Genomic DNA, 25,376 nt, shown 5'->3' on the forward strand with positions numbered 1-25,376 from the left:
CGAAATGTATTTTACCATATACAGCAGGGATTGATATCAAAAAATTGAAAAGAATCAAAAGAAATCCTTGATTGTTCGCTTAAAAGGAGTAAAATAGATTTAAAATTCAGGCAGTTATGGATTCTATAGAAGTATGATCAGCACAGCTGAACTATAAAACTTTAGGGGATGTTCGCGTGAAAGTAGTGAAGTTTGGAGGCAGCTCGCTTGCATCAGGCGAGCAGGTGAAAAAGGTTTTTGACATTGTGTTGTCGGATGCAGACCGAAAGATTGTAGTTGTATCTGCGCCGGGAAAACGTTTTGCAGATGACCGCAAAGTGACGGATCTATTGATTGAGCTTGGAGACAGACATCTGAAGGGGCTTGAAACAGCAGAAATTCTTGCTGCTGTTGTTCTAAGGTATGCTCAAATTGCTGAGGAGCTGGGACTCTCAGGTGAAATCGTTTCCAGCATCAAAACTCATTTGCTTGAACTTCTTCATAATGACCATATAAATGAAGCGAGATACATAGATGCCATTAAAGCGAGCGGGGAGGACTGCAATGCCAGGCTGATTGCTGCTTATTTTCAGAGCAGGGGAGTGCAGGCAGCATATGTTGATCCTAAAGCTGCGGGTCTTCTTGTCGAAGAAACGAAAGGAACAGCTCTTGTTTTAAAAGAGGCGTACACAAATCTCAGGTCGCTTTCTGAATGGCCCGGCATTCTTATTTTCCCGGGATTTTTCGGCTACAACGAGGCAGGCGAAGTTGTTACTTTCTCCCGCAGCGGCTCGGATATAACAGGTTCTATCCTTGCAAACGGAACCGGAGCAGCCTTGTATGAAAATTTCACAGATGTGGATGCAGTATACTCTGTTAACCCGAATACCGTTCCAAACCCAAAGGAGATCCGCGAGCTGACATACAGGGAGATGCGCGAACTGTCCTATGCGGGATTTTCCGTATTTCATGACGAAGCATTAATTCCTGCCTTTGAAGCCGGCATTCCGGTTCAAATCAAGAATACAAACAATCCTGCTGCTCCGGGCACACGCATCGTAAATGAGCGCAAAAATACGAACGGGCCTGTTATCGGAATAGCAAGCGATGATGATTTTTGCAGTATTTATGTGAACAAATATTTAATGAACAAAGAAATCGGCTTTGGCCGGAAACTGCTTTCAATCCTGGAAGACTTTGGCCTTACCTATGAACACAGTCCGTCCGGCATTGATGATTTAAGTATTATCCTGAGGCAAAAGCAGATGACTCCGGACACTGAAAAACAAATTCTCGAACGGATCCAGGCAGATCTTCTGCCAGACGAAGTGAAGGTTGAACACAATCTGTCCCTGATCATGATGGTAGGGGAAGGCATGCGCCGCAATATCGGCACTGCGGCACGAGCTTCAAAGGCTCTTGCTGATGCAGGCGTCAATATTGAAATGATCAATCAGGGATCGTCTGAGGTCAGCATGATGTTCGGTGTAAAAGAAGCGCAGGAAAAAAGGGCTGTCCAGGCTCTGTATGAAGAATTTTTTGCAAAGGTATTAGCATAGCAAAGAAAGCACTGCACAGTTTCGGGCAGTGCTTTTCACTGTGCGCGTAGCATCTTTCAAAAAGGCTGTTTTCGTAAAGATTGTTGCTATACCATAAGGCTATAACAAATAAAACTCGCATAAGAAAACTGCGAGTTTTTGTTGTTTAAGGAATTGCTTATTCCTAAAGCACCCCTTTAGTTTAAGTGTAATTTTTCACAAACTTATTAATTAAATAGTTACATCTATTTTTTTTCAATCGCCATACGCAAGTTCGAGATAACTCCAATAAGCAAAACTAACGAACAAACCATTTTTTCAAAAGGTGTTCCAAACAATTGTTGTATAAAGCCAAAAGACCAAAGTACAACAAAAAACCAGCATATAACGGTTATTCCTCTTTTGTATTTATATAGTTTAATTCTACCAACAATCAACGTAAAAACTACTCCAATAATAGAAATAACGATATTTATAACAGTTATTGGCAGCTGTTCAGCGAATGATTCAGACCTTCCACCATTAACCCATGTGAATGGAATACTTTTGCTTATAATAAGAAAGTGGATCAAGATCGTCAAAGAGTAAAAAATAATTCCCATAAATACAGCAGTTTTCATATTAAGTTTCCTGAGCTTTTCTAAAATGAAATCACCTCATTTTTATTCCTTTTTCAATTTTATTAATCCAGTAATATACTATTCCTATATCTTTTACCATTTGACAGGTAGCTGAAAGTAAGATTTCGAAGAGTTATCAAAAAACACCATGCATCTTCCTGATGAATTTCTGGAAATACTCCCACTCTCCATGACGAAAAATGAAAAATCATGTATAGTTAATAGTTCACACAGGCAGGCTCAAAATAGAGTCCTGCTTCTTTGTATGAACGGAGAGAAACAAACATGATGACAACAAAACAGTACATAAAAGAATGGCTTCAGGCCATCGGGATTGAAATCGGCTACCTGAAAAAATACGGCAGTACAAAATACAGAGTCATAAACGGGCATCTGCTTTCTTCCGGAGATGCTTTTACTTATTATTTTGAAGGTACAGGGAAAATCAATGCTCCCGTCGGCTCGTCGGTAAAACTTGAATGGGACGGCGTGAAACATAACGGACGTGTACTCTCTTCTGAAGGAACAAGCATCATTCTTTCATTTGAACGGACATTCGGCGACCTGATTCCGGAAGCTTTTCTTTTTCACGACCCGTGGGAGCTGCTTGAAGAACTCGCAGATCGAGTTGAAGAGATGAAAAAAAGCAAGCAAAAGCGCGCAAGAATAAAAAAACTTATGGATCCCTCCATGCCTGAAAAACATCCTGAAACGTCCAAAAATGCTGTTCATGAGCTGCTACAGCGGGCAATCTGCAACCCCATCACGTTCGTCTGGGGGCCTCCGGGAACAGGAAAAACCTATACGCTTGCGAGAACAGCGGCGAATCTCTATTTTAAAGGCAAACGAATACTGATTTTGTCCCACAGCAATAATGCTGTTGACGTTCTGATGAATGAGCTTGCACAATTCGTCCTGAAGCGGGAAAAGTTTAAATCGGGAGAAATTGTCCGCTACGGATTCGGAAGCGGCTATTCATTTAAAGTCCCTCTGACAGTAAGTGACCTGCTTGCAGAACAATCTCCGGCCATTGCGGCAGAACGGCAAAACCTTCTCAGCGAAAGGAAGCTTTTAAAATCGGATTTGTCCCATTCTTTCAGTAAAAGAGATTCAAATGCTCTTCTTGATCTGGAAACGAAAATCAGCAGGGTGCTTGAGAAAATCCGCAGACAGGAAACCGAGTTTGCAAAAGAAGCCAAAATTATCGGCACCACGTTTGCCAAAGCAGCAAGTGACCCTGCCATTTATGAAACCGACTATGATGCAGTGTTTGTTGATGAAGCGAGTATGGCATATGTTCCGCAGGCTGCATTTGCTGCTTCCCTTGGAAAACGGACGATTCTGTGCGGAGACTTTAAACAGCTTCCGCCAATCGCTTCATCGCGTCACGAACTGACTGAAAAATGGCTAAAAGAAGATATCTTTGTAAGATTCGGTGTTTCAGACACAAGCGGTGGCCTTCATCCCCATATGCTGCTCTTGAACGAACAGAGAAGAATGCATCCGGAAATATCATCGTTTACAAACAGGTATATTTATCAGAATAAAGTAGGAGACCATTCCGATGTACTAAACAGGCGGAGCAGTCTTTCAGAACTTGCTCCGTTCCCGGGAAGGGCATCGATCCTCCTTGATGCCAGCTTCACAGGGCAATATTGTCTAAAAGAACGGACATCTCACTCAAAATTTAACCTCTGGCATCTTCTGCTTTCTTTTCAAAGCATTCATGAAGCCGTCCTATCGGGAGCAAAGTCAGTCGGATACGCAGCTCCATATAGAGCCCAGACCCATTTGATGCAGCTGCTTCTTGATGATCTTTATCAGGCTGAAGTGCAGCATGCGGATATTTTGGCAGCTACCGTTCATAAATTTCAGGGCAGCGAGCGGGATGTGATGATTTTTGACAGTGTCGACAGCTTTCCTGAAAAGAAAGCTGGCATGCTGCTGACCGGCAAAGACAGCTCGAGACTGATAAACGTTGCCATTACAAGGACAAAAGGAAAGTTTATTCATGTAAGTGACACACAATTTCTTCGCGAAAAAGTGTATACAGGAAAGACAATCAGACAGCTTTTGGATCATCAAATAAAAGAGGGGCAGACTGTTGCCCATCAGCAAATCGGAACTTGGATCAAAAACCAGCACCCCATGCTCAGGTGGATACACGCTCTGAAACTCCAACCTGTTTTTACGGATATTCAGAAAGCCCGCAGAAAAATTGTGCTCAGCATTCCTGCATCGGTGAGGGTAAACGCAGACTGGGAAGAACAGTTGAACAAGACCGATGCTGCTGTCACATTCATTTCTTCTGTAAAACAGCCGATAAAAGGGGACTGGGTTCAGGAAGACCTCCCGTTTCCGTTCATAGCCATTGATGACACGGTTATGTGGATTGGACAGCCTTTTGAAGGGGCCGGCCGCATAAAGCCGCCATTTGTAGCTGCAAGGCTTCAATCTGAAAAAACAGTCAGGCAAATACTTGCGCAATTGCCGCTCTGAAGCAGGAACAACGCTGTTTGAATAGAATTTCACCTAACAAGGGGTGAAGCTATGTCTTATCAACTATCATTAGCAGATGTTTCGAAAAAACTAGTATTCGAAAATCTGATGCAGTTTTACTTATATGATTTCAGCGAGTTTAACGATGCGGCAGTCAATCATAACGGATTATTTAATCCGTATGCCTATTTGGAGAAGTACTGGGTAGAAGAAGGAAGATTTCCGTATTTGATTCGGCAAAACGGAGAGTATGCCGGATTTGCCCTTGTAAGATTTGATATGTCCGATAACGTGTTTTCGATAGCGGAATTTTTTATTTTGAGGAAGTTCAGAAGAAATTCCCTGGGTACGGCTGTTGCACATGACTTATTCAGGATTCATCCGGGGAAATGGGAAGTTACTCAGATAGAAAGAAACGTGCCGGCCAGGAGATTTTGGGAAAAGACCATTTCCATGTCAGCGGCCGGAGAGTATACAAACATTTCTTCAGATGGCCTGCAGATCCAAACCTTTTACTCCGGCCACAAGGAGGGGGCACTGTGAATACGTTCAGATCCCCATCAATCATCATTACAGGTGAAGGATCCTTTCAAAAGGTCATTGAACTGGTTCAACAGCATCAGGCGGAGAAAGTGCATCTCTTTGCAGATCCGGTGCTTATCCGGTTAAATGTGCTGAAACCACTCGCGGAGGCATTTGAAGAAAAAAAGATTGAACTTGAAATCTTTTCTGACATTCAGCCTGAACCGACTGCTGCAGCCGGAAACCGGGCAAAAGCAGCACTTGCTGACTCAGGCGCTGACCTGGTTATCGGAATAGGGGGCGGCAGCTGTCTTGATCTTGCCAAAGCGGCTGCGGTTTTATCGAGCCATGAAGGTGCCGTCGAGGATTACTTAAATCTGACGGGAACAAAATCACTGTCAAATAAAGGACTTCCTAAACTATTAATTCCTACGACTTCAGGAACCGGGGCGGAAATGACGGACATTGCCGTTTTCTCCCTTGAAGATTCAAAGGATGTCATCACACATCCTAATCTCCTTGCAGATGCGGTCATCATTGATCCTGAGCTCACCTACAGTCTCCCGCCAAGAGCCACGGCTTCAAGCGGGATTGATGCCCTTACACATGCCATTGAATCGTATCTGTCCGTCCATGCTGATGTTCTGACAGATACTCTTGCGCTGGAGGCTGCAGGTAAAATTGCTGCGAGTCTTCGGAAAGCTGTGCTTAATGGTTCTGATCAAGAAGCAAGAAACAGCATGTCCTGGGGAAGCATGCTTGCCGGGTTAAGCTTTTTTAATGCAGGTGTAGCAGGAGTGCACGCGTTAGCTTATCCTTTAGGCGGACTTTTTAAAATGCCCCACGGTGAATCAAATGCCGTCCTTCTGCCATATGTAATGGATGAGATCAGGGACTCCTGCAGCGGAAAAATGGCCATTTTAGCTCGGAGACTCGGAATTGAAAAAAACGGCCGGACAGATGAAGAACTTGCCCGCCTGGCTGTTCTTGAAATGAAGCACCTGATACAGGACACAGGTCTTCCTCTGAGCTTAAGAGAGTATGGAATAAAAGAAGAAGATCTTGACAGACTTGCAGACAATGGAGCCAAACAGACGAGACTGCTTTCTAGAAGTCCCAAGCCATTGTCTCGGGATGACATAAAGCGGATTTATACAGCTGCCTTTCATGGTAATCTGAAAGCAGCAGGGGTGTCAGGGGATGTTTCATACAGTGATTGAACCGAGAGTATCGGAAACCGACGGTGTAGGGCATATCAACAATACCGTCATACCTGTGTGGTTTGAAGCGGGGAGAAACGGACTTTTCCAGTTATTTAATCCATATCATTGTTTCAGTGACTGGAAAATGATTATAATCAGCATGAATGTTGAATTTAAAAACCAGCTTTATTTTGGAAAAAAGGCAGACGTATTCTGCTGGATCAAACGAATTGGAAACTCAAGCCTTGAACTATATGAAGAAATCCACCAGAATGGAACTCTTTGCGCAAAAGGGACCGCTGTCTATGTCAACTACAATGTACATGAAAAACAGTCTGAACCCATACCATCTGACATCAGATATGCTCTTGAGAAGCACCTCTATTAAAATTAGAGGGCTTTTTTTGAATTCAGACTTGTTTTTTCTGAAATTTCAAAATAAACTAGTAACATACCAACTGGTTAGTATTTCTAAGAAACGGAGTGAATGGCATGCATTTGCGTTTAACAGAAGAGCAGCGAATGGTTCAGAAAACAATCAGGAAATTTGTAGAGAATGAATTAATGCCTCTTGAGAATACGGTTTTAAGAAATGAACTGGAAGGACGCCCAAGCTTATCGAGAGAACAATTGGAAGAGCTTCAGCAAAAAGCCAAAAAGGCAGGGTTCTGGGGGATCAACACACCGGAAGAGTACGGCGGCGTCAACCTAGGCCAAATGATGCTTGCCATCGTTCAAATGGAAGTTTCAAAAACGTTCGTTCCTTTCAGATTCGGAGGATCAGCCGATAATATTCTTTACTACGCAAACGAAGAACAAAAGGAAAAATACCTGCTTCCAACGATTAATGGCGATAAAAAATCATGTTTTGCGATGACCGAACCTGCAGCAGGCTCTGACACCCGCAATATCCGCATGACGGCCGTCAAAGACGGAAACGAATGGGTGCTGAACGGAGAAAAAACGTTCATCACAGGCGGAAATGAAGCCGACTTTGTCATGGTTATTGCGATTACCGACAAAGAAAAACACCGTGCAACAGGCCGTGATGGGGTGACTTGCTTTATTGTTGACAGAGATATGGGATGGAAGTCTGAATACATTCACACAATGGGTGAGTGGGGACCTGCAGCCCTGATCTTTGACAACGTGCGCGTTCCGGAAGAAAACATTCTGGGAGAACTTCATGGGGGCTATAAGCTCGGCCTCGAATGGATCGGATTTGCAAGATGGATTGTAGGCGCGACGGCAGTAGGCGCAGCAGAACGGCTGCTGCAAATGGCCATCGATTATTCAAAAGAGCGCGAAACCTTCGGACGCCCGATCGCAGACCGCCAGGCAATCCAGTGGCAAATCGCAGACTCAGCAACTGAAATCGAAGCAGCCAAATGGCTCGTGCTCAATGCTGCGTTCACACTGGATCAGGGCGAAGACAACAGGCACCTGGCATCCATGGCTAAACTCTACGGCTCCAACATGGGCAACAGAGTTGTCGACCGCGTCCTTCAAATCCACGGCGGAATGGGCTACACACGAGAGCTGCCGATCGAACGCTGGTACCGCGAAGCCCGACTTTGGAGAATCTATGACGGAACAGATGAAATCCAGCGCCTGATCCTATCAAGGAACCTGATCAAAGGAAACGTAAAGATCGGCCAATTCATTTAAAAGGAGACCGTCACATGTATAAACACTTAATTGGAAGCGCTTCCGATAAAGTGAAAAACACAGTCGAATCTGGAGCCATACGCAGATTTGCCCTGGCAATCGGCGATGAGAATCCGCTTTATACTGACACTGATGCAGGTGAAAAGTCAGCTTTCAGACGGAATATCGCACCGGTAACTTTTCCCGTCACTCTTAACTACGGCACAATCGAAGACCTGAACTTGCCTTCAAAAGGTTTGATCCACGGTGAACAGGCCTTTCACTACGAGCGCCCTCTTTATGCCGGTGAAACAATCCTGTGTTCTTCCAAACTATCAAACTGCAAAGAACGGTCTGGCAATGGAGGAAGCATGGTCATCCTTACAATTGAAAGAACGGGAGAAACGGAAAAAGGAGAAGTCATCTTCACAATGACGCAGTCTGTCATAATGACGGAAGCCGCCAGAAAGGGGATGACCTTATGAAAATAGCTGAACTCCGGCCGGGCGCAAAAATAGGAAGCATCACACTTCCTCCCGTCGACAGACTCACTCTCATAAAATATGCCGGCGCATCCTGCGACTACAATCCCATCCACACCATTGACGAAGAAGCAGAAAAAGCAGGACTCCCGGGGATTATAGCCCACGGCATGTTGACAATGGGCAGCCTCGGGAAGCTGTTCTCGCCATACCTTGGAGAATGGTTTATGGAGGATTATTCGGTCCGCTTTAAGGGGATGGTGTTTTTGGGGGATGTGCTTACGTTGGAAGCAGCTGCAGAAGAAATGAATGGAGATACTGCTTCATTTTTAGTAAGTGCGAGGAATCAGAACGGGGAGGAGGTTGTGAGCGGGAAGGTGAGGATGAAAAAAATGGTAGACTATTAAAAACAGCCCACGCTGTTTTTTTTTATTAATTAATCAAACTCCGTAAAAGTTTGACCATTCAATCGAACATTTGCTACATTATATTATATAATCGAATCTATGGAGGCATGTTCTTTGAATCGTTACCCGTGCTCTGTGTTTATTATGGATATTAGAAATTCTTCTTTAGAAGGCAAAGGAAATGAACTATCTGCTTATTTGAGTAAAATCACTTCCTGGCTGATGCAATGGACCGGAAATCAGGCGATTGTCAAGCATCGAAGGGGAGATGAGGTGATTTTTATATCGGAGGGATATGCTGCGGCGTACGCGGCTGCACACTTTCTAAGTATCTGCTGGACGAAGGTTGAGCACCCGCCATACTTTGGTCTGTCGTTTGGCGAGATTGACAGCAATGTTGCGGATCTTAATGTAGAAACGTGGATACATCCGCTGATGAAGCAGGCCAGAGAGGCGAATGATGAACTGAAACGTGAAGGTGCAGGGAAAGCCCAGTTTGCATTCCGCTTACGTGATGATCTGTATGAAACCCAGCTGCTACTCAATTCTCTGCTGGAAGTCAGGCATACGCTCGTTAAGGACCAGACGGACCTCCAGAAGAAGGTGTATACTCTTGTGGAAATTTACCGTCAGCAGCGGAAAGCTGCGTCGATGCTGAGCAAGTCGCCATCGACAATTTCGAGCCATTTTAAAAAGGGAAAAGGGGAGGAGCTGGTGATGATTTTCAAAACTGTCACAGCTGTTCTTGATTCTATCGAACATAAGGCATTTGATGATTCGTCAACTGACAAGCTGATTGCGTCAATTCGCTCAAGCTTGCAGAGTTCGTCAGCCGAATGGTTTTCGAAAAGGGAGGGAGATGGGAGCGTATGATTGTACTTAGTCTTATTCTGGCCCATTTAACGGCTGACTTTCTGCTTCAGACTGATGAAATGGTCAGGGAAAAGCGGAAGTATTTAAAAAAGCATTTGCTTCATCATGCGTTTATCCTCCTGGCTGTTTTGCTTTGTTTCTGGCTGACCAAATTCGAGATGGTAAATCCGCTGAAAAATGTTGTTCTGCCATTGGTTTTCATAATTGGAACTCATGGTGTGATAGATTTTCTTAAGCTGAAACTGCTGGATAGGACGACTGACAAGCAAAATATGAAAAACCTTCTCTATTTTCTTGGTGATCAGTTTTTGCATCTTGTTATGATTGTGTTAGCATGCCACTTCTTTTTAAATGTATCGTACAGCGCAATTGCCCAAAAAGGAATCATGCTGATAACGGAGAAATCTTCACTCAGTGTACCGAATGCCCTTTTATTTATTGCCATTATTCTAATTGTTACTACTAGTGTAAGCGGGCATGTCATCCGTATGGTGCTAGGGACACTTCCGGCGCAGCTGCTTTCGTTTGAAGGGCGCTATGCATTCAAGAATGAGAGAAAAGAAGATAAGATGAATGCAGCAGGCGGACTGACGGAGGAGTATACGTATTTCACATTTAATAAACATGATCTGTCCAGAGGAAAGCTGATTGGATATATTGAAAGGCTGCTTGTACTGATTTTGACGTTTTACAGTGCATATCCCGCCATCGGTTTCATTGTGACGGCGAAATCGATCGCCCGCTTTAAGCAGATGGATGACCGAAACTGGGCGGAGTATTTTCTTCTCGGGACTTTAACTTCGATGTTTCTGGGCATAGCTTTGGGGCTGCTTTTGAGGGAAGTGCTGCTTTAAAACGAGGGGGGAAAAGATGAAACAGATTATTGCGATGGGCGGGGGTGGGTTTTCCATGGAGCCTGATAATTTGTTGTTGGATCACTATATTCTGAATCAATCACTGAAGCCGAATCCGAAAATATGTTTCGTGTCCACAGCTAGTGGAGATCAGGATGGATATATTCAACGGTTTTATCATGCTTTTCATTCTATGGCATGTAAACCTGATCACTTGGCATTATTTGATCCGCACTTTAAGGATATTGAGGATTTCGTCATGTCCCAGGATATCTTGTACGTGGGCGGGGGAAGTACCCGGAATCTGCTTGTTTTATGGAAAGAATGGGGACTCGATCTTCTATTTAAAAGAGCATATCAAAACGGCACGGTCCTTGCAGGGCTTAGTGCTGGAGCGAATTGCTGGTTTGAAGAGGGATTGACTGATCCTTTAAATGCTCCGCTGTACAAAATAAATGGACTGGGATTTATCAAAGGGAGTATTTGTCCTCATTATGATGGCGAGGAAAAGAGAAGACCGTCATTTCATAAACTTGTACGTTCTGGCAGTATGATAGCTGGGTTTGGCATGGAAGATGGGGCAGCCGTGCATTTTAAAGACGGACAAGTTTATAAATGCATCAGTTCGAGGCCTAATGCCAAGGTCTATTTTTTGGAGGAAAACGCAGGCAGAATCCATGAGGAACCTCTGCAAATGATGTACCTGGGCGGTCTGCCATGATTAACCCGATTGCAGAGTTCCGGATTTAATGAGGATTTTTAGTAAGCAGGAAATAGATGCATCTTTTTTAAAGCTGTGCTAATACTAACCAAAAAGAGCAAGGGCAGGGTCATTTAATGGAAAAAAAGTTGCTGAAAGGCCTTTTTGGTTTGTGCGTGGTATTATTTCCTTTTGCAATGAAACGATCAGCTCTAAAAGAAGTGCTGATTATCTTTCTCGGGAAAGGCGTCATCTCGACACTAATGGATGTGTTTTATGTCAGGACAAAGCGAATTGCCTATCCTGTCAGGCCATTACCGCATATTTATAAAACCAATATTTTATATGATTTTCTCTTTTTCCCGCTGCTGAGTGTTTTTTGGATCAGACAGTGCTATAAAGACAGGCTGCCGATGGTTCTGCTGAAAAGCCTTACCTGGAGTGTGCCGATGTCCATTGGGCAGTGGTATTTGGAAAAGACGACGAACCTATTTCACTGGAAAAGGTGGACGATTTTTCATACGTTCGGCTGTGTAACTTTTACACTTCTTGCAATTCGGGGACTTATTGAAATGGTGAAACGAAACGAACATAAATCTCCAATAGAAGAAATGGGATCTTAAGACCCTGTTTTCTTAAAGCTAAAAACATCTGTGATGACACAGATGTTTTTTATATGCATCAATAGTACATATATATACTTGATAACTATTTAATGATAGGGTTTTTTTGAATAAAAATTCATTTTCTTGTAACTAGTAGTTGTAAAATTCAGAATTTATCTTATAATTACCTATATGATAGGTATACAGGATTGAAAGGGGATGAAGGCGTTTATTAAAAAACAGCTTGTACATGAACTGGTTGCTGATGAAATTAAGCAATATATTAGAACTCACAGCATTCAAAAAGGGGATAAGCTCCCTTCGATGGGAGAGCTTGCAGAAATGTTCAGAGTAAGCCGGACGAGTATCAGAGAAGCTCTGAGACAGCTTGAAGCCGTACACTTTGTTGAGATTATTAATGGAAAAGGAATTTTAGTGAAAGATGCTGATTTTCATCACCTTCAGACACGAATTAAAATTGAATGCGATCTGGAGTATCTATTGAACCTATGTGATGTGAGAAGGGGGCTTGAGGGCAGGGCAATTGAACTTGCAGTCAAAAAGATAACAGAAGAGCAGCTGGAGAAAATGGAACATAATCTCATGATCTTTAAAAAAGTCAAAATCCTGACTGCTGAATCTGTTCAGGCTGATTATCTTTTTCATCAAACTTTATATGAAGCTTCACATAATCCTGTCCTGACAAAAATGATTATTACTGTATACAATGATTTTTACGAATTTTGGGAAAAGCATGCAGACTTGTCGTCTTTTTTTGAAGATACCTATCAGTTTCATGAAGACCTATTTCATTGGATAAGAGAGAAGGATGGATATAGAGCTAAGGAAGCCTTTCAACTTATGGTGGATGTGCTGGAAGCAAAGATAAGAGAACTACTATAGAGAAACGGGGTAGAGGGATGGGACAAAACAGGGATAATCAAAAGGTTGCAAAAAAAGCGTTAGTTGCAAGTTTAATAGGAAGTTCAATTGAATGGTACGATTATTTTCTTTATGGAACAATCGCAGCTCTGATTTTCAGCAAGCTGTATTTTCCGTCTGGAGATCCGGTTGTCGGTTTGATGCTTGCGTATACGTCATTTGCATTGCCATTCTTTATCCGTCCGCTTGGAGGAATAATTTTCAGTCATATAGGGGATAAAATTGGACGGAAAAAGACACTCGTTATGACACTGTCACTTATGGGCGGTGCCACAGTTCTTATTGGCCTTCTGCCTACATATGAATCAATCGGTATTTGGGCTCCAATCTTATTAATCCTTCTTCGCCTTGTTCAGGGGCTTGGTATTGGAGGCGAGTGGGGTGGTGCATTGCTGCTTGCAACCGAATATGCACCTCCAAAAAAGAGAGGGTTTTTCGGAAGTATTCCTCAAATGGGTGTTACAATCGGCCTTCTTCTTGGTACGCTCTCGATTTCAGTCATGACGCTTCTGCCTAATGATCAATTTGAAGCCTGGGGATGGCGGGTACCATTTGTTCTAAGTGCCTTATTAGTACTTCTTGGTTTATGGATCCGAAACGGCATAGATGAAACACCTGCATTTAAAGAAGCTAAAGAGTCAGGCACCATTTCGAAAGTTCCTCTGGTTGACACGTTTAAATATCATTGGAAGGAAGTTTTAATTGCTGTAGGTGCTAAGGTTGTCGAAACAGCTCCGTTTTATATATTCGGCACGTTCATCATTTCATATGCAACATCGAATTTGAATTTTGACCGAAGTGATACCTTAAATGCTGTCACAATTGCAACGTTCGTCACAACGATTATGATTCCTTTTATGGGCAAGCTTTCTGACAAAGTTGGTCGAAAACCTCTATATATTGGGGGCACTATTGGTATGATTCTATATGCATTCCCATATTTTTACTTATTGTCACTTGATTCAGTATTCTGGTTGACAGTGGCTACTGTTATCGGCCTTGGCATTATATGGGCTCCTATTACTGCTGTTTTAGGTACGATGTTTTCTGAAATCTTCTCAACAAGCGTGCGCTATACAGGAGTAACAGTCGGTTATCAGCTGGGTGCAGCCCTTGCCGGAGGAACAGCGCCTCTGATTGCAACTGCCTTACTCAGCGCTTATAACAATTCATTTATTCCTGTTGCCATCTATATGATTGCGGCTGCAATTATCTCACTTACAGCTGTTTTGTTTACCAAGGAAACAAGACCTGTGGAAACGGATGGAGAACCTCAATCAAAGGCAGTATAAATGGAAAATCAGGGAGGCAATCATCCATGCTTGTGCTAAATGAAGCGTCAATAAAGAAAATTTATTCTATGAAGGATTGTTTAAAGGATACGGAGCAGGCATTTAGATACTATCAATCAAAGCAGACAAAAGCTCCTGTCAGGATGTCAGTTTCATATCCGGAAGCGGAGGCAGAAACTCTTTACATGCCGTCATTCATTGAAGCAGAGAAATACATGTCTGTAAAAGTGGTCAGTATTTTCCCGAAAAATGCAGAGGAAGGCAGAGATGTGCTCCAAAGCGTGATTTTGCTTACAGATGCGGTAACTGGAGAACATAAAGCCATAATGGGAGCGAGTTACCTTACAGTACTGCGGACAGGTGCATCAAGCGGTGCAGCCACTAAATATCTGTCAAGAAAGAACTCGAAAATTCTGGCGGTTATTGGATGCGGCGCACAGTCAATTGGACAGATTCAAGCTGTTATGTCTGTCAGGGAGATCAATGAAATCATTCTTTATAACCGGACGTCTGGCAAAGCTGAAGCATTAAGAGAAATCCTGCTTGAGCTTTATCCTGATTGTCAGGTTTATATTGAAGGAAATCCAGATGCAGCTGTTCATAGAGCTGATATTGTAAATTGCAGTACAAAATCCTCTGTGCCGCTGTTCAACGGAGACATCATTAAACCTGGTACTCACATCAATGCGATAGGCTCCTACCTCCCTCATATGCAGGAAGTAGACTCTAAGACATTAAATAAGAGCAGTAAAATTGTTGTTGATACAATTGAAGGGGTTTTACAAGAAGCGGGTGATTTTCTTATTCCTATAGCAAATAATGAGTGGCAGCCCCAGTCGATTTATGGAGAAATCAGTGAAATCATCTGCAGTGAAAAACTGGGCCGGACAGATGAGGATGAGATCACATTTTATAAATCAGTTGGAATTGGCTATTTAGATACGATGGCTGCTATCAGCATTTATAAAAAAGCAATAAAATCCGGATTAGGCCAAGAGATAAATTTATAGAGAGCATGAAAATAGACCCTTGTACAACAAGGGTCTATTTACTGTTTACTGGTTACCGCCCTTTTTTTCTCTCCCAGCCATACAAAAGTAAAATTCGGATTAACTGAATGATTTCATCTTATGATAGAATGTAAATTGTAAAGATTTAAGAATAGTAGAAACTTTAGCCCTGTTTTTTTATAGTCAAAGGGATGGAGATCTTACATATGATTTTTTGCAAGAATCAGGGGTGCTTTTACATGACAGCTACAGATGAATTAATCCGGTTTCTCGATGAAAACATCTCAACTTTTATTTCTGCATGGCGGCAGAAAATTACCATTTCAGATGATGATCTGCATCAGGAAGAGGTAGAAAAAAACGGGATGAAAATGTACGAGCTTGTGAAAAAGACGATTGTTCAGCCGCTGAGTTCGGATGAAATCGATGTTCTTGCCAGCAAGGTCGCACTTGAAAGAGTAGAAGCTAATGTTAATATCGGCGATTTTATCAATAATGTTAACCTTGGCCGCCGCGAGGTTATCCGCTACATTGTGAGTTCCGGCATTTCCAGGGAAGAACTTCAGCCTTTTATCGAAGAAATTAACATCCTTTTTGATCAATTTTCGTATTTTTCCGTAAAGAAGTACACGGAGGTAAAAGAAGAAATTCTGCAGGATAAGATCTCATTTATCGATCAGAGCCATAAAGAGCGCCTGACGATTCTCGGGCAGATGTCTTCAAGTTTTGTACATGAGTTCCGTAATCCGCTGACGGCTGTAAAAGGATTTATTAAACTAATGCAAAGCGATCATCCGAATCTGAAATACCTTGACATCATCAGCCATGAAGTTGACCAGCTGAACTTCCGCGTGTCTCAGTTTCTGCATGCTTCCAAAAAAGAAACGATTGAAAGCAAGCGCGAAAAGTTAAAACTTGGAGAGCTTTTTGATGAGGTGCTCGCCTTTATGTATCCCAGTCTGCTGGACGGGAGCGTTAAAGTGCAGGAGGGTCCTAAGAAAAATTCTTCTATTTATGCAAGCAGAGATGAACTGAGACAGGTGTTTTTAAATCTGATGCTCAATTCCATTGACGCTCTTCAGAAGGTTAACGCCAACAGAACGATAACCATTGATTTTAAAGAAGACAGCAGCACGGCATACGTACATATTTCAAATAACGGACCGATGATTCCCCAAAAACAGATTGAAACGATTTTTGAGCCCTTTTTTACAACGAAAGAACTGGGCACAGGGATCGGCCTGTATATTTGCAGGAAAATCATCGAAAGCCACGGCGGCACCATTTCTTGCCTGTCGGATGAGAGGACGACAACCTTTACGATTGCTCTCCCTATAAGTACTTCATAATTGGCCTGAATCTCTTCAGGCTTATTTTAGGTTTGTGACGAGCTTCGATGTAATGACTGCCATGAACAAAGTGCTTGCAATAAAACCCGTCAGCATTTCAGAAGCAGCGGCTATGTTTGAGATAAGACCAATGGAGGAAATATCCCCAAAGCCAGTGGTTGTAAAGGTCGTTATGCTGTAATATAAAAAATCATTGCCGGACAAATGGTCACCTGAGAATTTAAAGGCTTTGTCACCGAAAAATCCATAAATTTGAAAATAAAGATTCGCGTATGATGTTACGATAAGCATGAGAAGAAGACCTGAACCAATAAAAATGCTCTGCAGCCTTTCTTCCGTTTTTGGTACAGCCACGATAAATTCAAACAGGAAATAAAAACAGACAGCAAGGACAGCTGTAGTGAGAGTGATCATGATTATACTGGAAGCAGTGATTTCAAAAATGGACTCAACGACGAGCAGGCTGATCATCAGAACGTTTAGGATTAGATAAAGAAAGAGCTTTTTTTTAGTAAAATCATATTTCGAAAACATGAAATCCCTCTAATTTCCGTCATGTTCATTATTTTCCCCCCGCATTGTCATCTGATGCAGTCAGATTGTCAGTACCTTCTGCTTGTAAGTTCTTCTCTCATGCTTAATAATATTTATATCTTTGTTTTTGACATCACTAAGGAAAAGGAGATGAACTCCATGCAGCTTAGAGTTTCGGCCGTTCAGTATGATCTGCGCACAATTCACTCATTTAAGGAATTTGCAGATCAGGTTGAGCACTATATTAAAACCGCAGAGGAATTTGGAACGGATTTTGTTCTTTTTCCCGAATTTTTCACTACTCAGCTTATGTCTATCGGCAATGCTGAGGGACAGGTACTGTCAATTGATGAACTTCCTGATTATACAGAGCAGTATCTGGAGCTTTTTAAAGGTCTCGCAGCAAGTACAGGCATGCATATCATCGGCGGGACACATGTAATCAAAAAAGAAGGGCGCCTTTATAATGTTGCTCATCTGTTTTATCCGGACGGACGGGTGGCAGAGCAGGCAAAGCTCCACATCACGCCGACTGAAGTTCATGAATGGGATATGACGCCGGGTGACGAACTCCAGGTGTTTGAAACGGACAAAGGGACCATTGCCATGCTGACGTGCTATGACATTGAATTTCCTGAAATCGTGCGGATCGCAAAAGCGAAAGGTGCTGATGTGATTTTCTGCCCTTCATGTACAGACGACCGCCACGGATTTCACCGCGTCCGCTATACAAGCCATGCCCGCGCGATTGAAAATCAGGTGTACGTTGTGACGACCGGTACTGTCGGCTCGCTGCCGACTGTCGATTTCATGAGAGGGAATTTCGGTCAGGCTGCCATCATCACACCGAATGATGTGCCGTTCCCTCCAAAGGGGCTGGCTGCAGAAGGCGAAATTAATCAGCCGATGATCGTAACCGCTGACCTCGATTTAGAGCTTCTTTATAAAGTGCGTGCAAGCGGATCGGTTACAACCTGGCGCGACCGCCGCACCGATTTATATCCCGATTGGGAAGCCAAGCAGGGGGACCGTACGCTGCTGTAAGGAGGAGAATCCTTGTACAGAAAAGAATTTTTTGTTTTCGAAGACAGTGTTCCTGTTAAAGCAGTTGTAAGAAGCTATGAAAAAAATGACTTTGATTCACTGATTCAGATTCAAAAGGAAAGTTTTCCGCCGCCGTTTCCGCCTGATCTATGGTGGAAAAAGGAACAGCTTGAGCAGCATGTGCATTTGTTTCCGGAAGGCGCTCTCTGTATAGAAGCAGATGGAGAAATCGCAGGATCAATGACAGCTCTGCGCGTACACTTTGATCCTGCCCGCCCCCATCATACTTGGGAAGACATAACCGACAGCGGCTATATCACCCGAAGCCATAAGCCGGACGGAGATACGCTCTATGTTGTTGATATTAGCGTCAGGCCAAAGTTCAGAAAGCTGGGTCTTGGGAAATGGCTTATGTTTTCCATGTATGAAACGGTTGTGAAGCTTAACCTGAAGCGGCTGGTTGGCGGAGGAAGAATGCCGGGTTACAGACAGCACTCAGATCATCTCAGTCCTGATGAGTATTTAGAGGAAGTAGTGAAAGGAAACCTGAAAGACCCCGTCCTGACCTTTCTGCTTAGATGCGGAAGAACTCCGCTTTCTGTCATCCCTGACTATCTTGAAGATGATGAATCATGTAACTTTGCCGCCCTGATGGAATGGAAAAATCCATTTAATAGGTAGGCGAGGCTACTTAAAATCCCAGGTTCAGGCCTGGGTTTTTTTATTCAATCAATCAGGTATTTTAATGTTCTGACTATGAGCAATCCGGTTTACAAATGATTGTAGACGCGTTATGGTAATAGCACATGTTATTCCGACTAAATTTATATGAAAAGGAGTTTTAAATATGGCTGAAACAGCAATTCATTCACCTTCATGGGCTAAAACCACCGTTGTATCTGAAATGAAGCCTGTTCAAAAACCGCTCGTTGCGGCGGGATTGCTTGCAGCAGTTCTATTATTTGCTGCCATTTTACTGGCAGCGGGAGGCACACAGAGCGTTCTTTATATAATCGGATTGCTTCTTGGTGCAACTTTGCTTCATGCACGATTTGGCTTTACTTCTGCCTTTAGACGACTCGTTTCTGTAGGGAATGTTCAGGGTCTTCAGGCTCATATGCTGATGCTCGCCATAGCATCCGTCTTATTTGCCGTCATATTAAGCACAGGTTTCAGTTTTACAGGAACAGCCCCGGCAGGATACGTATCTCCTGTAGGGGTAAGTGTTATCGTAGGCGCATTTATGTTCGGCATTGGCATGCAGCTGGGCAATGGCTGTGCTTCAGGAACGCTCTATTCAGTGGGCGGCGGATCATCATCCATGATCCTGACCCTTGTATCCTTTATTGCAGGATCTGTTATTGGAGCCTACCATTTTACTTTCTGGATGGAAGATATGCCGGCCCTTCCGCCGGTCTCTCTAGCAACATCCACGGGTCTCGGCTATGGCGGTGCACTGATCGTCCAGCTTGCTGTATTTGCTCTTATTTACTGGATCACCATACAGATTGCCAAAAAGAAAAATCCGCCTATGATGAAACAGCTTCCTACCGTAAAGGGCTGGAAAAAGATTCTCCGCGGATCATGGCCGCTATTTGCAGCAGCGATCATTCTTGCGCTGCTTAATGCATTGACACTGTCTATCAGGGGAAACCCTTGGGGCATAACATCAGCTTTTGCCCTTTGGGGTGGAAAAGCATTGATGGCCGCAGGAATTGACGTTTCATCATGGGGTTATTTCACCGGTGCAAACGGAGCAGCATTAACAAAAACCGTTCTTGCGGATTCAACAAGTGTAATGAATTTCGGCATCATCCTTGGCGCATTCATATCTGCAGCCGCGCAAGGAACGTTTAAGCCGGGAAAAATTAAACCTGGCGTAGCAGGTGCATCCATTATCGGCGGCCTGCTTATGGGCTATGGCGCCCGTCTTGCTTTCGGCTGCAACATCGGTGCCTATTTTGGAGGAATTGCTTCATTCAGTCTTCATGGATGGGTTTGGATGGTCATGGCTATGCTTGGAACATTCCTCGCCTTATTTATCCGGCCGATTTTCGGACTGAAAAACCCTAAACCAACAGATTCTATTTGCTGAGAACTCTCATTCCTGAGAGTTCTTTTTTAGTGCAATCGATCTAATGTGGATAAGCCTGAAGACTTTTTCATTTACGAAACCGCTTTCTTCCATTACGATACTAAAGAAGACTACAAAGGAGGAAATACATATGACGTATCAAGCTAATTCCGATCGCTATGAATCGATGACGTATAACCGCTGCGGGAATTCCGGGTTGCTGCTGCCTGCAATCTCGCTTGGGCTTTGGCATAATTTCGGCGGAGTGGACTCTTTTGAAAACGGGCGTGCCATGCTGCGCAGGGCTTTTGACCTTGGGATTACTCATTTTGATCTTGCCAATAATTACGGGCCGCCGCCTGGTTCTGCTGAAGAAATGTTCGGACAGCTTATGAAAACGGACTTCGCGCCATACAGAGATGAACTGGTTATTTCATCTAAGGCCGGGTACCGGATGTGGGACGGACCGTACGGGGAATGGGGTTCAAAGAAATATCTGATTTCAAGTCTTGATCAAAGCTTAAAGAGAATGGGACTGGACTACGTAGATATTTTTTATTCTCACCGGCCGGATCCTCATACGCCGCTAGAAGAAACAATGGGAGCACTCGATCAGATTGTCCGTCAGGGAAAAGCCCTGTACGTCGGAATATCAAGTTATTCTGCTGAGCAGACAGAGGAAGCGGTGAAAATCCTGAACCGTCTTGGAACACCGCTATTAATTCACCAGCCAAGCTATTCCATGCTGAACCGCTGGATTGAAGAAGGATTGCAGGATGTGCTGCAGGAAAATAAGGTAGGTTCGATTGCATTTTGTCCGCTTGAGCAAGGTCTGCTCACAAACAAATACGTCGGAGGCGTTCCTCAGGAATCACGCGCTGCAAAAGCAACAGGAGCACTTCAGGAAGAGCGCGTAACAGAAGAGCTTGTAGGAAAAATTAAGAAGTTGAACGAACTGGCTGCAAAACGCGGACAGAATCTTGCACAAATGGCATTGGCATGGGTGCTCAGGGAAGGCCGTGTAACTTCTGCCTTGATCGGAGCGAGCAAAGTGAGCCAGATTGAAGAAAATGTGGCGGCTCTGAATCATCTTGAATTTACTAAAGACGAGCTCTCACAGATTGAAAGCATTTTGTCAGAATAGTATTAGACAGCCTTGCAAGCTTTGCAGGGCTTTCTTTATCCGTTTTTATAAAAAAATTCAGCGTCTAAAAAAGGATTTTTAGTGCGGAAGACTAATTAGTCAATATAATGACAGTTTTTTTTATATCAACTATAAGTGAAGGCTGGTGATTGTTTTGAATGAGATCAGAGTTGGAATGGTTGGGTATAAGTTTATGGGAAAGGCTCACAGTCTAGGTTATCGAAATGTGCCGTTTTTCTTTCCTGACAGATCAAAGCCTGTTCTGAAGGCAATCGCAGGAAGGAACGAAGAAGGTGTTATGAAAGCTGCTAAAGAACTTGGGTTTGAGAGCTATGAAACAGATTGGAGAGAATTAATCAAGCGAGATGACATTGATTTAATTGATATAGTGACTCCAAATCATTCTCATGCTGAAATTGCCATAGCTGCCGCAGAAGCAGGAAAACATGTCATTTGCGAGAAGCCTCTTGCTCTAAATGCGGAGGAAGCTGAGAGAATGCTTGCAGCCGCTGAAAAAAACGGTGTTGTTCATATGATTTCCCATAATTACCGCTTTGCTCCTGCCGTTCAATATGCCAAAAAGCTGATTGAAGAGGGCAGGCTCGGAAAAATCTATCATGTCAGGGCTACCTATTTGCAGGACTGGCTCATGGATCCTGATTTCCCGATTGCATGGAGGCTGAAAAAAGAAATAACAGGATCTGGAGCCCTCGGTGATATTGGTGCACACATCATTGATCTTACAAGGTTTTTAGTAGGAGAAATGATAGAAGTCGTTGGGGCTATGGAAACCTTTATAAAAGAAAGGCCAATTGAAAATGAGCCTGGAAAAACGGGCATAGTGGATGTAGACGATGCTGCTTCATTTATTGCAAGATTTGAAAACGGTGCGATGGGGGTTTTTGAAGCAACACGTTTTGCAGCCGGCAGCAGAAACCGCAATTGTTTTGAAATTAATGGCGAATATGGATCGATTAAATGGGACCTTGAAAATATGAACAACCTTCATGTTTATTTATCGGAAGATGACGAAGGCCTGCAGGGCTTCAGGGTCATCAATTGCACAGAGGAAGTGCATCCGTTTGCTGATGCTTACTGGCCGGCCGGTCATATTATTGGATATGAGCATACGTTCGTCAATTTAATATCCGAACTAATGGAAGCGATTTCAAAAAAGAAATCCCAAAAACCTGATTTCTTTGACGGCCTGCAAAATCAGCTCATTCTTGATGCGATTGAACAATCAGCCATAGATAAAAAGTGGGTAAGCATCCCGCAGAGGGCTAAACAGATCCGGGTGTAATCTTTCAGTAAAAATTTCTTTTCTTACCCGAATAAAGTTGTTATATTGAATATAACAATCATAGAAAGGTGACGATATGACAACTTTTAACCCTCTTTATCTGAAGGTGTATCAATCTCTATTGAATCAAATAAAAAGCGGCACCCTTAAACATGGAGAGAAAGTTCCCTCTGAGAAAGAATTGGCAGAGCAATTTGAAGTGAGCAGAATTACATCAAAAAAAGCACTCGATCTCTTATCAGAAGAACATTATATTGAAAGAATTCAGGGGAAGGGTTCGTTTGTTACGTATGCCGGCTCGGGGAAGGATGCTGCACCTCCTCCTGAACGCATAAGTCAGACCCGCAAATTGATCGGCTTTATTCTCCCCGGGTTTGATGAAAGCTACGGAATGGATCTTGTCAAAGGGATTGAAAAACATTGCAGTGACTATGGTTTTACGGTTTTGTTCAAATTGAGCTACGGGAAAAAAGAAGTAGAGGAACGAGCTGTTAATGAATTTCTTGACATAGGGGCAGAGGGCCTGATTGTTTTTCCTGTTCATGGTGAGCATGTGAACAACAAATTGCTTGAACTTGTTTCAAGAAACTTTCCCATTGTTCTCATTGACCGTTTTATTAAAGGGATACCTGCCTCATTTGTCTGCACGGACCATCAAAAAGCAGCTGGAGAGCTCACTGCTCATCTCTTTGACCTGGGTCATAAAGAAATTGGCTTTTTGTCTCCGCCGCCGGATGGCACGACAGCCATTGAAGAACGCATCATGGGATTTCAGCTTGCGCATTCTGAGTTTGGAATTAAGCTTAACAGAGAATATATTCTGACCGAAATAAAAAACAGCATGCCTGTTCACAGTGCAGGCAATCCAGACATTTTTAAGGAAGACATTCTTAAACTTGATTCTTATTTTGCAAAGCACAAAAAACTTACAGCTGTGGCGGCATGCGAGCATTCAATTGCAGAACTGGCGGTTGAAAGACTGCGTGCAGCAGGCAGAAAAGTTCCTGAAGATATTTCTGTCGTCTGCTTTGATTCTCCCGGCAATGGCCGAATTCATTTCACACATATTAAGCAGGATGAATGGACAATATCCTTTAATGCGGTAAATCTTCTGATGGAAAAGATGTCTAATCACAAGTTTGCAGTTCAGCATATCTTTGTTCCTCACAAAGTTGTTGAGGGTGAAACAGAAAAACCAATGCATCGCGTGACGTACTAGGCCTGAATATGCAGGCCTATTTTTTTATTTTTATAAAATTCGGAAAAATAGGTTGACTTATAAATTATCAACCAATTAATATATTAACTATAAAACATATCAACATGACAAGTCATTATGTTATTTGTAAGCGCTTTTATAATTTTAGAGGGAGGTTATGTTCACAGTTTTCCATTCATTTAAAACAGGGGGAGTTTTGATGAAGTGTGTAAAAAGTTTACTTACAGTAGTAATGATTTGTTTTTTGCTTGTCGCAGCAGGCTGCAGTTCTGAATCATCTTCTAGTAAAAGCGAAGACGGAAAAACGACTATTACATTTTGGCATCCGATGACAGATATTACTGGTGATGCTGTAAATCAGGTTGTAAAAGCATTTGAAAAAAAACATCCGGATATTAAAGTCAAGTCTGTTTATATTGCCAACCAGGGTGAAGGATCCAACGAAAAGCTCCTGTCCTCTATTGCGGGTGGAAATCCCCCGGATGTTGCCTATTTTGACCGTTTTGAAATTGCTTCGTGGGCCGCACAGGGTTCACTTGAAGATTTAAGTGATCTTGCTGAAAAAGATAAGATTACGAAAGACCAATTCTACCCTTTTGCATGGGAAGAAGCGTCATATGAAAATAAACTTTACGGACTGCCGACCACTACAGATTCAAGGCTCGTCTACTACAATAAAAAGCATTTCGAAAAAGCCGGGCTTGATCCGGAAAATCCTCCAAAAACAATTGCGGAACTCGAAGATGCAGCAGAAAAATTGACGATTAAAGACGGAAAACGCTTTTCCCAAATCGGTTTCATTCCATGGCTTGATCAAGGCTGGTTCTATGGATGGGGCTGGGCTTTCGGTGGCGATTTCTATGATCCTGAAACAAAAGAAGTAACAGCTGACGATCCGAAAAATGTTGAAGCGCTTCAATGGATTGCCGATTATGCAAAGAAATACAACATTGAAGACATTACAGCCTTTACGAATTCACAGGGGACAGGCGCGATGGATCCGTTCTTAACAGAGCAGATCAGCATGAAAATCAGCGGACCCTGGACGGTCTCGGCTATTAATAAATTCAAGCCGGATCTTGAATACGGCGTATTCCCGATACCAACTCCGACAGGCGATAACTACTCGACTTGGTCAGGAGGCTGGTCTGTCGTCATCCCTAAAGGAGCAAAAGAGAAAGAAGCAGCCTGGGAATTCCTTAAGTTCTTCAGCGGAGAAGAAGGGCAGAAAATCTTCAGCGGCATTGCCAAAGATTTCTCAATTAAAGATTCTGTCAATGAAGAATTAGGTTATAAAGATGACCCGATTCTAAATGAGTTTGTTGAGATCCTGCCATCGAGCAATCACAGACCGGTTATGACTCAGGGAACTCTTTACTGGAATGAATTAGCGAGTGCCGTGGAAAATGCAACACGGGGGAATGGCGAGCCTGATGAACTTCTTAAAAAAGTAAATGAAAAAGTGGAGAAAGCATTGAAATAAAAGGCCTGGGGGATTCTTGCTCCAAAGAATCCCCTCTGTTAAGGAGGGAAGTAA

25 protein-coding genes are annotated in these 25,376 nt (G+C 43.0%); 23 read left to right on the forward strand and 2 right to left on the reverse strand.

Annotated features, from left to right (window positions below):
• Window positions 1-176: 176 nt before the first annotated feature.
• Window positions 177-1,538: an aspartate kinase gene (locus MHB63_19335; protein ID MEK3808682.1), complete on the forward strand. Its 1,362-nt coding sequence runs from the start codon at window positions 177-179 to the stop codon at window positions 1,536-1,538.
• A 224-nt stretch (window positions 1,539-1,762) separates the two neighbouring features.
• On the opposite strand, the gene MHB63_19340 is transcribed toward MHB63_19335, so the two are convergent.
• A complete protein-coding gene (locus MHB63_19340) occupies window positions 1,763-2,137 on the reverse strand; it encodes a hypothetical protein (GenBank protein ID MEK3808683.1) in 375 nt (124 codons plus the stop codon).
• A gap of 285 nt (window positions 2,138-2,422) precedes the next feature.
• Here MHB63_19340 and MHB63_19345 point away from each other — a divergent pair, with 285 nt between their 5' ends.
• From MHB63_19345 to MHB63_19415, 15 genes are all read left to right on the forward strand, one after another.
• The gene (locus MHB63_19345) at window positions 2,423-4,636 is read left to right on the forward strand and encodes an AAA domain-containing protein (protein MEK3808684.1); all 2,214 of its coding nucleotides are present in this window, start codon (window positions 2,423-2,425) and stop codon (window positions 4,634-4,636) included.
• 51 nt (window positions 4,637-4,687) lie between these two features.
• The gene (locus tag MHB63_19350) at window positions 4,688-5,179 is read left to right on the forward strand and encodes a GNAT family N-acetyltransferase (GenBank protein ID MEK3808685.1); all 492 of its coding nucleotides are present in this window, start codon (window positions 4,688-4,690) and stop codon (window positions 5,177-5,179) included.
• Complete coding sequence (locus MHB63_19355; protein MEK3808686.1) at window positions 5,176-6,378, forward strand: iron-containing alcohol dehydrogenase; 1,203 nt, start codon at window positions 5,176-5,178, stop codon at window positions 6,376-6,378. Before MHB63_19350 ends, MHB63_19355 begins: the two co-directional genes overlap by 4 nt.
• Window positions 6,359-6,748 (forward strand): thioesterase family protein, encoded by a 390-nt coding sequence (locus MHB63_19360; protein MEK3808687.1) that lies wholly within the window; start codon window positions 6,359-6,361, stop codon window positions 6,746-6,748. The genes MHB63_19355 and MHB63_19360 overlap by 20 nt, the downstream gene beginning before the upstream one ends.
• A 104-nt stretch (window positions 6,749-6,852) precedes the next feature.
• Window positions 6,853-8,028, forward strand: coding sequence for an acyl-CoA dehydrogenase family protein (locus MHB63_19365; protein MEK3808688.1), 1,176 nt, complete (start codon window positions 6,853-6,855; stop codon window positions 8,026-8,028).
• 14 nt (window positions 8,029-8,042) lie between these two features.
• Window positions 8,043-8,492, forward strand: a complete 450-nt coding sequence (locus MHB63_19370) for a MaoC family dehydratase N-terminal domain-containing protein (protein ID MEK3808689.1) — start codon at window positions 8,043-8,045, stop codon at window positions 8,490-8,492.
• Complete coding sequence (locus MHB63_19375; GenBank protein ID MEK3808690.1) at window positions 8,489-8,896, forward strand: MaoC/PaaZ C-terminal domain-containing protein; 408 nt, start codon at window positions 8,489-8,491, stop codon at window positions 8,894-8,896. Before MHB63_19370 ends, MHB63_19375 begins: the two co-directional genes overlap by 4 nt.
• Window positions 8,897-9,010: 114 nt before the next feature.
• Complete coding sequence (locus tag MHB63_19380; protein ID MEK3808691.1) at window positions 9,011-9,769, forward strand: hypothetical protein; 759 nt, start codon at window positions 9,011-9,013, stop codon at window positions 9,767-9,769.
• Window positions 9,766-10,623, forward strand: a complete 858-nt coding sequence (locus MHB63_19385) for a DUF3307 domain-containing protein (protein ID MEK3808692.1) — start codon at window positions 9,766-9,768, stop codon at window positions 10,621-10,623. Before MHB63_19380 ends, MHB63_19385 begins: the two co-directional genes overlap by 4 nt.
• A gap of 16 nt (window positions 10,624-10,639) precedes the next feature.
• Entirely contained in the window at window positions 10,640-11,344 is a 705-nt protein-coding gene (locus MHB63_19390) for a peptidase E (GenBank protein MEK3808693.1), read from the forward strand.
• A gap of 116 nt (window positions 11,345-11,460) precedes the next feature.
• The gene (locus MHB63_19395) at window positions 11,461-11,946 is read left to right on the forward strand and encodes a CBO0543 family protein (GenBank protein ID MEK3808694.1); all 486 of its coding nucleotides are present in this window, start codon (window positions 11,461-11,463) and stop codon (window positions 11,944-11,946) included.
• 201 nt (window positions 11,947-12,147) lie between these two features.
• Window positions 12,148-12,831, forward strand: a complete 684-nt coding sequence (locus tag MHB63_19400) for a FadR/GntR family transcriptional regulator (GenBank protein ID MEK3808695.1) — start codon at window positions 12,148-12,150, stop codon at window positions 12,829-12,831.
• 17 nt (window positions 12,832-12,848) lie between these two features.
• Entirely contained in the window at window positions 12,849-14,162 is a 1,314-nt protein-coding gene (locus MHB63_19405; GenBank protein MEK3808696.1) for an MFS transporter, read from the forward strand.
• A gap of 26 nt (window positions 14,163-14,188) precedes the next feature.
• Window positions 14,189-15,172: an ornithine cyclodeaminase family protein gene (locus MHB63_19410; protein MEK3808697.1), complete on the forward strand. Its 984-nt coding sequence runs from the start codon at window positions 14,189-14,191 to the stop codon at window positions 15,170-15,172.
• Window positions 15,173-15,411: 239 nt separating this feature from the next.
• A complete protein-coding gene (locus tag MHB63_19415) occupies window positions 15,412-16,521 on the forward strand; it encodes a histidine kinase N-terminal domain-containing protein (protein ID MEK3808698.1) in 1,110 nt (369 codons plus the stop codon).
• A 21-nt stretch (window positions 16,522-16,542) separates the two neighbouring features.
• Here the strand turns inward: MHB63_19415 and MHB63_19420 are convergent, their stop codons facing one another.
• The gene (locus MHB63_19420; protein ID MEK3808699.1) at window positions 16,543-17,055 is read right to left on the reverse strand and encodes a hypothetical protein; all 513 of its coding nucleotides are present in this window, start codon (window positions 17,053-17,055) and stop codon (window positions 16,543-16,545) included.
• A gap of 159 nt (window positions 17,056-17,214) precedes the next feature.
• Here MHB63_19420 and MHB63_19425 point away from each other — a divergent pair, with 159 nt between their 5' ends.
• The 7 genes from MHB63_19425 (at window position 17,215) to MHB63_19455 (ending at window position 25,322) form a co-directional block, all read left to right on the forward strand.
• Window positions 17,215-18,099 carry a carbon-nitrogen hydrolase family protein gene (locus MHB63_19425; protein MEK3808700.1) on the forward strand — a complete coding sequence of 295 codons (885 nt, stop codon included), beginning with the start codon at window positions 17,215-17,217 and terminating at the stop codon, window positions 18,097-18,099.
• Between the two features lie 12 nt (window positions 18,100-18,111).
• A complete protein-coding gene (locus tag MHB63_19430) occupies window positions 18,112-18,780 on the forward strand; it encodes a GNAT family N-acetyltransferase (protein MEK3808701.1) in 669 nt (222 codons plus the stop codon).
• A gap of 166 nt (window positions 18,781-18,946) precedes the next feature.
• A complete protein-coding gene (locus MHB63_19435) occupies window positions 18,947-20,194 on the forward strand; it encodes a YeeE/YedE family protein (protein ID MEK3808702.1) in 1,248 nt (415 codons plus the stop codon).
• Window positions 20,195-20,324: 130 nt separating this feature from the next.
• A complete protein-coding gene (mgrA, locus tag MHB63_19440; GenBank protein MEK3808703.1) occupies window positions 20,325-21,317 on the forward strand; it encodes an L-glyceraldehyde 3-phosphate reductase in 993 nt (330 codons plus the stop codon).
• A 175-nt stretch (window positions 21,318-21,492) separates the two neighbouring features.
• Entirely contained in the window at window positions 21,493-22,620 is a 1,128-nt protein-coding gene (locus tag MHB63_19445) for a Gfo/Idh/MocA family oxidoreductase (GenBank protein MEK3808704.1), read from the forward strand.
• A gap of 76 nt (window positions 22,621-22,696) precedes the next feature.
• Entirely contained in the window at window positions 22,697-23,839 is a 1,143-nt protein-coding gene (locus MHB63_19450; GenBank protein ID MEK3808705.1) for a GntR family transcriptional regulator, read from the forward strand.
• A gap of 199 nt (window positions 23,840-24,038) precedes the next feature.
• On the forward strand, window positions 24,039-25,322 hold the full coding sequence (locus MHB63_19455; protein MEK3808706.1) for an ABC transporter substrate-binding protein: 1,284 nt from the start codon (window positions 24,039-24,041) through the stop codon (window positions 25,320-25,322).
• The last annotated feature ends 54 nt before the right edge of the window (window positions 25,323-25,376 follow it).

The sequence above is a fragment of the Bacillus sp. FSL H8-0547 genome (assembly GCA_038002745.1).
In the GTDB taxonomy this organism is placed as follows: domain Bacteria; phylum Bacillota; class Bacilli; order Bacillales; family Bacillaceae; genus Bacillus_P.